Source organism: Bacteroidales bacterium (assembly GCA_018334875.1).
Lineage (GTDB): Bacteria > Bacteroidota > Bacteroidia > Bacteroidales > UBA12077 > JAGXLC01.
Genome location: JAGXLC010000249.1, coordinates 1 through 6,169 on the forward strand (window position 1 = coordinate 1; position 6,169 = coordinate 6,169).

Annotated in this window: 4 protein-coding genes; all 4 read left to right on the forward strand. The window is 52.6% G+C overall.

What is annotated here, in order from left to right; genetic code table 11:
- Positions 1-214: hypothetical protein (locus KGY70_15525; protein MBS3776606.1), on the forward strand; the 214-nt coding region annotated here is incomplete at its 5' end.
- A gap of 114 nt (positions 215-328) precedes the next feature.
- Positions 329-1,822, forward strand: a complete 1,494-nt coding sequence (locus KGY70_15530; GenBank protein MBS3776607.1) for an endo-1,4-beta-xylanase — start codon at positions 329-331, stop codon at positions 1,820-1,822.
- Positions 1,823-2,087: 265 nt separating this feature from the next.
- Positions 2,088-5,909 carry an alpha-mannosidase gene (locus KGY70_15535; protein MBS3776608.1) on the forward strand — a complete coding sequence of 1,274 codons (3,822 nt, stop codon included), beginning with the start codon at positions 2,088-2,090 and terminating at the stop codon, positions 5,907-5,909.
- Between the two features lie 68 nt (positions 5,910-5,977).
- Positions 5,978-6,169, forward strand: a 192-nt coding sequence (locus KGY70_15540) for a hypothetical protein (GenBank protein MBS3776609.1), incomplete at its 3' end; no start/stop codon positions are given.

Here is a 6,169-nt window from a genome sequence, read left to right on the forward strand (position 1 = left end):
CGGGGAAGCCAGCGGCTGGTCGTGGACCCAATGGAAGGAAAAGATCACGGGAGATCCTGCCGCAGTGAAGGCTTTAAGCCTGGCCAGCCACGTGCGTCCCAGGCCACGAAGCCTGGCCCCGGGCGATTGCTGGACCGTTCACGTGGAGGCACTGGTTCGCCACCTGAGACCCGGCGTGCAGGAGGTAAAATGGCTCGATATCCTTTTCCGCTGATCTTTTTCCTGCTAAATGAATCAATATATGGCAAAGTATTGACGCTTTCAATTCTATTGTATGTTGCATAAGCCTATTAAAGCAGATCTGTTCATTGTGAATAAATTATTTATCATGGCTACTCCTAAATTTCATTACCCAATAATCCTTTCTATTTTATTGACTTTTCTCTTGTCAGTCAATCCCATGGGCCTTTTGAAGGCCCAGAAAGAAGCGCATGTGCCATCGAGTCATATTCGCCATTTTCTGGGAGCCGCTCATTTGAAGGCCGAATATCATCCCTATGCCTCGTCCACCGGGGTTACATGGGCGCGGGTGGGAACCCGCTGGCACCAGCAGGAGCCGCAAAGAGATGTATATGATTTTGAAAGCTATGACCAGCTGGTGGAAAGCGCTAAGAAGCATGGTATAAAGGTGCTTCCTCTGATCGGGCATACTGCACCCTGGGCCTCCTCCGGTCCGGAGGGCTCAGACGATCTGAATCGTTATCCTCCCGCAGACGATATGATCCACGAATGGGAAGAATACGTAAAAAGGGTGGTGGAGCGCTATCCGGATGTCAAGTATTTTGAGGTATGGAACGAGCCCAACATTGACTGGTTCCTGCGAGCCGATACCAACTACAAGCAATACGTTGATAAGATTCTTATTCCCGCTGCCAGGGTCATTCATGCCCACGATCGAAAAGTGGTGGGCCCGTCTTTCACTACCGAATGGCCCCTGGATTCCTGGCCGCCCCGCCAAAGGCCCCGTAAACACGCAGAAAACGTGGCTTCTAATATTCGCGACATCAACCGGTGGCTTTCATACCGCGATGCCTGGAAATACATCGATATACTGGCCATCCATTATCCCCACGGAGATGTCGAAAAACCCAGGCAACCCTATGCCGATAATATGATGCGGTTTTACGATTATGTTTTTTCCAAATGGATTGAACCCGGAAAACTGGAAGGTATATGGAATACCGAAGCCGGATTTGCTGGCGTGGAGGCAGGCGAGCAAGGTTTTGTGTCGCTTGATCCTTGGGAACATCCCCCTTTGGAGCAGTGGGTGGCGCGGTATGTCATTCCCCCCATTCATTGGAGCATAAACCATAACTGGCACTTTCGCGATCAGTACAAGCTTTTCTGGTATCACATGTCGGAGGGCAATCATCCCAGGGATATGCTTACCCGTGAGGAAGGCCGTATTGTCCCTTCTTCCAGGGGGAAGGCCCTGCATACCATATCCCGTTTGCTGGGCTCCGGCGATACCACCGCCATCTACCCCCATACCGTAAAGACCGGTTACGGCATATTCTCAAGTGATACCGCGGCCATCAATTATTTTGCTCCCTGGGTGTTTACAAACTATGCATTTCAGGTCGATAATAAGGTGGTAGTGGCTGTATGGGCCAACCTGCCCGGAAAGGAGGCTTTCGGACAGGATATGCAAATGCAGGTAAAAGGACTTGCCCCCGGTAATTATCAGGTCTATAAAACCCATTACATCGATGGACACCAAACTAAGGTGAAGGAGTATTCTTTTAAGAATTCCGGAGTGCTGCATATTAAGGTTCCTTCATCTTCGGAGCCGATACTTTATATCACGATAGAGCCAGAATGACTTGCTCTGGCAGGTGTTGTGCATGCATCAGAAACCCCTCTTCTGGGTGCAGGAGGTAAAATGGCTCGATATCCTTTTCCGCTGATGCGTCTGCCTCCCGGATACCAAGCCTTTGAATGAATAAATGTGGGGCATGACGGGTTTTTGGCGATCACAACCCTGGGGTTTAGCCGAAAGCAGGATCCGGTCCGAATAGGTTTACTCCATCGATTTTTGTATATTTTGGGTCTCAAATGCAAACTTTCATCCCCAAAATACATCGATCATGAGATCCTTTGCACCCATTCTGGGGGCGGCACTGATGCTTTTCGTCACATCCCTGTCTGCCCAGACCAACCGCGATTACGACCTGACGGAGGACAAAGTGCTTTACCTGGTGGGTTATGCCCACCTCGACACCGAATGGAGATGGGATTACCCCACCACCATCAACGAGTACCTGAAAAATACACTGGACGACAATTTTGCCCTTTTTGAAAAATACCCCCAATATGTCTTTAATTTTACCGGTTCGCGCCGATACCGGCTGATGCGCGAATATTACCCCGACCGCTACGAAAGGTTGAAAAAATACATCGACCGGGGACGCTGGCATGTTTCGGGTTCATCGGTGGACGAGGGGGATGTGAATGCCCCTTCTCCTGAATCGGTCATACGCCAGGTACTATATGGCAACCAATATTTCCGGGAGGAATTTGGAAAGGAGAGCGTGGATTACATGCTGCCGGACTGTTTTGGATTCCAGGCCCACTTGCCTTCTGTCTGGGCCCATTGCGGCATCAAAGGCTTTTCGACCCAGAAACTGAAATGGGGTTCGGCTGTGGGTGTTCCTTTCAATGTGGGATTGTGGGAAGGTCCCGACGGCAACTCGGTGATCATGGCTAACAGCATCCGCAGTTATGGGGGTGAGGTGGAGCCCCGGGTGGATACCTCCTCTTTCTTCAGCCGTTACCTGGGAAAAACAGGGGAAAAGTATGGCTTTTATGGCGGTTATAGCTACTACGGTGTGGGAGATATTGGCGGTGCCCCGCGTGAGGAAGATGTTCGCCACATGGTCAATTCCCTGGATCATCCCGACAGCGACATCCAGGTCATACCGGCCTCCAGCGACCGGATGTACCAGGATATCACACCCGCCATCCGCGACAGCCTACCCCGTTATAAGGGTGATTTTCTGCTTACCGAGCATTCGGCAGCCTCCATTACTTCACAGGCGTACATGAAACGATGGAATCGCAAGAACGAAAAACTGGCCCAATCGGCAGAACTGTTGGCAGTGATGGCCGACTGGACCGGAGCCCTGGATTATCCTTTTGACAAACTGAATGACTCCTGGGAGCTGATATTGGGCAGCCAGATGCACGATATTATACCGGGCACCAGCATCCCCTCGGCATACCATTATGCCTGGAATGATGAGGTGATTGCCATGAACGGATTGGCCCAGGTGGAGAAAAATGCCACGGGAGCCTTTACCCGGGCCCTGGATACCGATGTAAAAGGCCAACCCGTAGTGGTGTACAATCCGGTCTCCCAAAAACGTCAGGATGTGGTGGAAGCCACCATACCGGGTGAGGACTATGAAGATTTGGCGGTTTATGATCCCGAGGGCAACCGCGTGCCTGCTCAGATCCTTTCCTCCGGAGAAGGAAACACGCGGCTGATCTTTCTTGCCACGGTGTCTTCCGCCGGCTATGCCGTATATGACATCCGGGAGGAAGAGACCCTCGACATGTACCACCATTTAAGGGTAACGGAAAACTCCCTGGAGAACGATTATTACCGGGTTACTCTCAATGAGCACGGCGATGTGGCTTCGGTGTATGACAAACGCCTGGGCCGCGAGTTGCTGGAATCACCCATCCGCTTGGCCTTCTTAAAGGCCAACCCCCGCAGATGGCCGGCATGGAACATGTCGTGGCGGGAAAGGATCCACGAACCCACAGGCTATGTGGAAGGAGACCCGGAGATCCGCATCATCGAAAAGGGTCCCGTGCGCGTTTCCCTGGAAATAACCCGGCAGAGCCGAGGCTCTACCTTCCGGCAAACCGTCAGCCTGGCCCGGGGCAAGGCAGGAAAAAGACTGATGTTCGACAACAAGGTGGTCTGGAAGACGCAGGGAACCACCCTTAAGGCCTTGTTTCCCCTTACGGCTCATAACTTCCATGCCCGATACAACCTGGGCCTGGGAACCATAGAACGGCCCAGCAACCACTCCCGCCAATATGAAGTACCCTCGCGGGAGTGGATCGACCTGACCGATACCAGCGGCACCTTTGGCGTATCCATCCTGGAGGACTGCAAGTTCGGCTCCGATAAACCCGATGGCAACACCATCCGGCTGACCCTGTTGCATACACCGGTGGCCCATACTTACTTTGACCAGGCTACCCAGGACTTCGGAACCCACCGGTTTACCTATGCCCTGTACGGTCACCCGGGTAACTGGAACCAGGGCAACACCGAATGGAGAGGACTTGCTGTAAACCAACCCATGCAGGCCTTCACCGTGCCCAAACATCCGGGGCAGCTGGGGAGAAGCTTTTCCTTTGCCCGACTGAGCAGCGATGAGGTGGCCATCCGGGCCGTCAAAAAAGCTGAGGATGGTGAATCCTATATCATCCGGCTGCAGGAGCTCTCGGGCAATCCCACCAGGGATGTCACCCTCGACCTGGGCCCACCCATCAGGCAAGCCAGCGAGGTGGACGGGCAGGAGAGAATGATCCGCGAACTGGATGTTCCCAACGGCAACCTGGAACTGGATATGAAAGGATATGCCATCCGGAGCATCTCGGTGAAACTCAGGAATTATCCTGGAAACCTTTCTCAACCCGATTATCAGACCCTGAAAATTCCTTATAATGTAGATGTATTCTCGGGTGATGACAACCGTTCCGATGGATCCATCGGGGATTCCTCCGGAACCTATCCGGCAGAGATGATCCCGTCGACAATTGTAAGCGATGATGTAGCATTCAGCTTGGGTAGCGGTGCCGTAGGAGAGATGAATGCCCTGGAATGTCGGGGTCAGCAACTGGATCTGCCCGAAGGCAATCACAACACACTTTATTTGCTGGCAGCTGCTAAGAAGGAAACCAACGGCCGTTTTGAACTGGGTTCTGCCGGGAAAGAGCTGTCTATCCAGCCCTGGACCGGGTTTGTCGGACAGTGGGACAAACGGGTGTTCCGCACCCCCGAACAAAGAGAGGTGAAAAAAGTCCAGCCCGGCTACATCAGACGGGATCCGATTGCCTGGTATTGTTCCCATCACCACACCCCGGATAAGAACGTGGCCTACGAGTATTCCTATATATACCGGTATGCCCTGGATATACCCAGCGGCGCTTCAACCCTAAAATTGCCTGACAATCCCGACATCCTGGTTTTTGCCGCCACAGCGGCCCGCAACCCCAATGATGCGGCAGGTGCCCTGAGCCCCCTTTATGATGATCTTTCCAACAGGGAGGGATTTAAAGTGAAGGAGGAATCCTGGCCCGGTAAAGATCTGCAACCCCAGGCCCAGCTCAGCGTGCAAAGGCTGCACAACCGGGATGAAATCTTTTCACAGATCTCTCGGGAGGATTATGCCAACCTGACTTCACTCAATGGGGTAACTATGACGTATTATCCCGAAGGAGAAGCTTATACCCGTGCCGCAGTTGGTGCTGAAAAGATCCTGCTCCAGGATCTTTTCGACGGATCCGGTAAGACACGGAAAACCTTCGACGAGGTGATCTGGTACGACAACGGGCAGGGCCGCTATGTGATGGACCTGCAACAGTCCCTGGCCATGGACAGCCTCTCGTTTACCTCGCCGGTGTTTACCCTCTATGGCATACCCATCTATACGGTTTGGGGGACCAACGATCCCGGTCCTACGGTTAAGGGCGATCCTGCTGTCAACGGCTGGACCTATTTGGGGGCTCATCGTAAGAGCGAAGGCGTGCTCTGGAGCGATGCCTGGAGCCGCACCACCATGACCTTCCCCGATGGCGCAAACCAATATCGGCACATCATGTGGATCGCCGACAAAAACTGGCATGGAACGCACTATTTCTTCGAGGTGGATGTGTTTGAGGAAAAGTGAAGATGATACGGAGAAATGAAACCATTACAACATACCCGTTATATACTGATAACCTTTAAATGATGCTTATGAAAAATTTATTCCCTACCGTTTTTATGATGCTTGTAATGAGTCTGAGCTGTGCAACACCAAGTGAAGCGCAGGCTCAGTCTTATCAGAAGGCCGATAATCCGCTTTTTACGCCCTGGGCCGAAGAGGTGGGACCCGATAATGCCCTGCCCGAATATCCCCGGCCGATGATGAAAAGAGACCACTGGCAG